Source organism: Yoonia sp. (genome assembly GCF_017854415.1).
Classification (GTDB): Bacteria; Pseudomonadota; Alphaproteobacteria; order Rhodobacterales; family Rhodobacteraceae; genus Yoonia.
This window is the reverse complement of the sequence record NZ_JAFMHR010000199.1, coordinates 1-3,422: the sequence shown is the minus strand read 5'-3', so window position 1 is coordinate 3,422 and position 3,422 is coordinate 1. Positions and strand designations below refer to the sequence as shown.

Here is a 3,422-nt window from a genome sequence, read left to right as displayed (position 1 = left end):
TGGCTCCGACGGTAGGGATCGAACCTACGACCAATTGATTAACAGTCAACTGCTCTACCGCTGAGCTACGTCGGAACACTCGCGCCCCTATAGCAACGCGATTCAGGGACGTCTAGGGCTTTTGCGCAGAAATTGAGAAAGTTAATTGGATCGAATTAGCTCAAAGACCGCGTCTTGCGCGAGCGGGCCGTTCGTCGCGACAATACCGCGAAGATTCAAGTCTACTAAATGGGCAAAAACGTTGCGCATGGCGGCTGAATGGAGGCTGGAAGGTGTGTCTTGATAGATGGCCTTGGCGAGCTGTTGCGCCGTCGCCTGTCCCTGCTGGAGTGTTGATAAAACCTGCGCCTCGCGCTGCTGTCTATGCGCGATCAACCAATTTAGGCGTTCTGCCGGGTTTGTGATTGATGGACCGTGAGCGGGATAGAAGATGCGCGCAGTGTACTGCTTCAGTTTGACACACGACGCCATAAAATCAGTGATGTCGCCGTCGGGTGGCGAGACCAATGAGCTGGCCCAGCCCATGACATGATCGCCTGTGAAAATAACATCACCCCACTGAAAACAAAGATGATTTCCAATGTGTCCAGGTGTGTGGATCGCTGTGAGCTCTCCCCATGCATCTTTTGTCACCTCACCATCAAATAGGTATTTGTCCGGTGTGAAATCCAAATCGATGCCTTCACCGCCACCTGCCAACCCCTCATGAGCGAGGGTTTGCATGATATCACTGCGGCCTGCGGTGCTACCTCCAAAGGCATAGATTGGCGCACCCGTGCTCTTGGACAACTTGCGAGATAAAGGCGAATGATCAAGGTGGCTATGGGTGACAAAGATATGACTAATAGGGCGCCCGCCTATTGCGTTGATCAGGGCTTGCAAGTGGTCGTCACTGTCGGGTCCAGGGTCAATAATCGCCAGTCGATCAGACCCAAGCAAGAACGTGTTCGTCCCCAAATGCGTCATCGGCGAGGGGTTAGGTGCAAGCACCAGTGCCAAGTCGGCTGTAATTGCCAACGGTTTCCCTGCAGTTGGATTGAATTCTTGCGCCTTGGCCATGTTCTCTACTTTTCGTTTGGGTTCAGAGTGGTTAGCGTAAGCCGATGTTTGGTTGGCTCAAGAACTATATGCCCCGTGGCATTTACGCCCGTGCAGCGCTTATTCTGGTTTTGCCGGTTTTGCTGTTGCAACTTCTTGTCTCGGTGGTTTTCATTCAGCGCCACTTTGAAGGTGTGACCCGCCTGATGACAAGTGCGATGAATATTGATTTGCGGTTCTTATTGGAAACGGCAGAAGCGGCGCAAACACTGGATGCAGCCCGTCTTGCGATCGCGCAGCTTGATACGCCGCTCGAAATACGCACGCAATTACCAGCAACTGAAGTGGCTACAGCCGATCTTGTTCCGGCGTTTGATTTGACGGGGGCGACGGTTGTTGAAACGCTGCGCGACGAATTCAATGAGGTTTTGACGATATCGCTTGCCAGCCGGAACAGGGTTTCGGTTTGGTTTCAAACCCCGCATGGGCCGATGTTGACAGAGTTTAGCCGCAAGCGCGTCTCGGCGTCGAACCCGCATCAGCTTTTGGTTATCATGGTTGTGCTAGGTGCGCTGATGACGGCTGTTGCCTACATATTCTTGCGCAATCAACTGCGCCCGATCAAACGCATGGCAAACGCAGCGACTGACTACGGCAAGGGCCGGATCACGCCCTTTACGCCAACCGGTGCAATCGAAGTGCGCGCGGCTGGCACGGCTTTTCTGGATATGCGGAACCGGCTTGAGCGTCAGACCCAAAGCCGCACGATGATGCTTTCGGGGGTCAGCCACGACTTGCGAACACCGTTGACCCGGATGCGGTTGGGGCTGTCTTTCATCGACAATGAAGAGGCGGCACCTTTGCTGCGAGATGTTGATGATATGGAACGTCTATTGGATGCTTTCCTGGATTTCGCACGCAGTGATGCCGGAGACAGCCGCGAGCCGACAGTGCCGTCAGATATTGTCAAAGCGGTGCTAGCTGACGCTGAACGGATGGGCCAACCACTGACCTCTGACCGTTTGGAAGGGCCTAACGATCCTGTAAGCTTGCGTCCCTTGGCGGTCCGGCGTGCATTGGACAATTTGGTTGGAAATGCGTTGCGGTACGGGACGCAGGCCAAGATCGGGGTCAGTGTCACAGACCGCGCCGTAAGGTTCTGGGTCGAGGATGACGGCCCGGGCATTCCGCCGGACCGGTTTGAAGACGCAATCAGCCCCTTTGTCCGGCTTGATCCAGCCCGCAATCAAAACGCAGGCAGCGGGGTTGGATTGGGGCTGTCGATCGTGGCGGATATCGCCCGAACACACGGGGGGGTTCTGCGCCTGGGTGAAAGCGATGCGTTGGGTGGTTTGAAGGCTGAACTTGTCCTCGCCCGTTAAATAAACGCACAAAAAATATGCAATTCTTTTTCGATAATTTCCCTGCGCGGTGTACTTTCGGCGATTAAGTTGCAGTTCGTTTGCAATTGGTTAATGTCGTGGAATGATTAAAAAAATGACGTTCTTCGACGAAATGCTTACGGGTCAGGGCGCGCGCCCACCTTACGATGCCTATGCTGCGTGGTTTGAAACGCAAAACGCCTCTCGCCTGTCGACCAAGGCGCAAGAAGCCGAAGCTTTTTTCCGTAGCAGTGGCATCACATTTAACGTTTACGGTCAGTCGGATGCAGAGGAACGGCTGATCCCGTTTGATCTGGTGCCGCGCATTCTGTCGAATAACGAATGGTCCAAGCTGTCGAAAGGGATCGATCAGCGGGTCCGCGCGATTAATGCCTTCTTGCATGATATTTATAACCGCCAAGAGATCTTGAGGGCGGGTGTGGTGCCAGTAGAGCTGATTGCGCAAAACGATGCGTTCTTGCCACAAATGATGGGTTTCAGTCCGCCAGGCGACGTCTACACCCATATTGTCGGGACAGATATTGTTCGCACCGGCGAGAATGATTTCTATGTCCTCGAAGATAATGCGCGTACGCCATCAGGCGTCAGCTATATGCTGGAAAACCGCGAAACGATGCTGCAGATGTTTCCTGAGCTTTTCAGCAAGATCAAAGTCCAACCGGTGAGCGATTACCCCAAAAGCCTGCGCCGTTCGCTTGCGGCTTGCGCGCCGAAATCGTGCACAGGTCGGCCTTGCGTGGCTGTATTGACGCCCGGCATTCACAATTCTGCGTACTATGAGCATAGCTTTCTGGCAGATCAGATGGGTGTTGAACTGGTCGAAGGCCATGACCTGCGCGTTGTCGACGGGCATATCGCCATGCGCACGACCCGTGGGTATAAGCGGATTGATGTGCTGTATCGCCGCGTCGATGATGAATATCTGGACCCTTTGACGTTCAACCCATCGTCGATGCTGGGCGTGCCCGGCATTATGGACGT

The 3,422-nt window shown here is 54.1% G+C and carries 3 protein-coding genes and 1 tRNA gene; 2 read left to right on the top strand and 2 right to left on the bottom strand.

The annotated features are described in order from the left end of the window. A tRNA-Asn gene (locus QZ197_RS15305) sits at positions 1-75 on the bottom strand. A gap of 66 nt (positions 76-141) precedes the next feature. Next, complete coding sequence (locus tag QZ197_RS15300; protein WP_296433031.1) at positions 142-1,059, bottom strand: MBL fold metallo-hydrolase; 918 nt, start codon at positions 1,057-1,059, stop codon at positions 142-144. Between the two features lie 68 nt (positions 1,060-1,127). Here QZ197_RS15300 and QZ197_RS15295 point away from each other — a divergent pair, with 68 nt between their 5' ends. Both QZ197_RS15295 and QZ197_RS15290 read left to right on the top strand, forming a co-directional pair. After that, positions 1,128-2,420 carry an ATP-binding protein gene (locus QZ197_RS15295; protein ID WP_296433030.1) on the top strand — a complete coding sequence of 431 codons (1,293 nt, stop codon included), beginning with the start codon at positions 1,128-1,130 and terminating at the stop codon, positions 2,418-2,420. Between the two features lie 103 nt (positions 2,421-2,523). Continuing rightward, positions 2,524-3,422, top strand: an 899-nt coding sequence (locus tag QZ197_RS15290) for a circularly permuted type 2 ATP-grasp protein (protein WP_296433029.1), incomplete at its 3' end; no start/stop codon positions are given.

What these genes read in the sequence shown, in the direction of transcription:
- QZ197_RS15300 (WP_296433031.1), bottom strand. Translation starts at nt 1,059, where the DNA reads ATGGCCAAGGCGCAAGAATTCAATCCAACTGCAGGGAAACCGTTGGCA.
- QZ197_RS15295 (WP_296433030.1), top strand. Translation starts at nt 1,128, where the DNA reads ATGCCCCGTGGCATTTACGCCCGTGCAGCGCTTATTCTGGTTTTGCCG.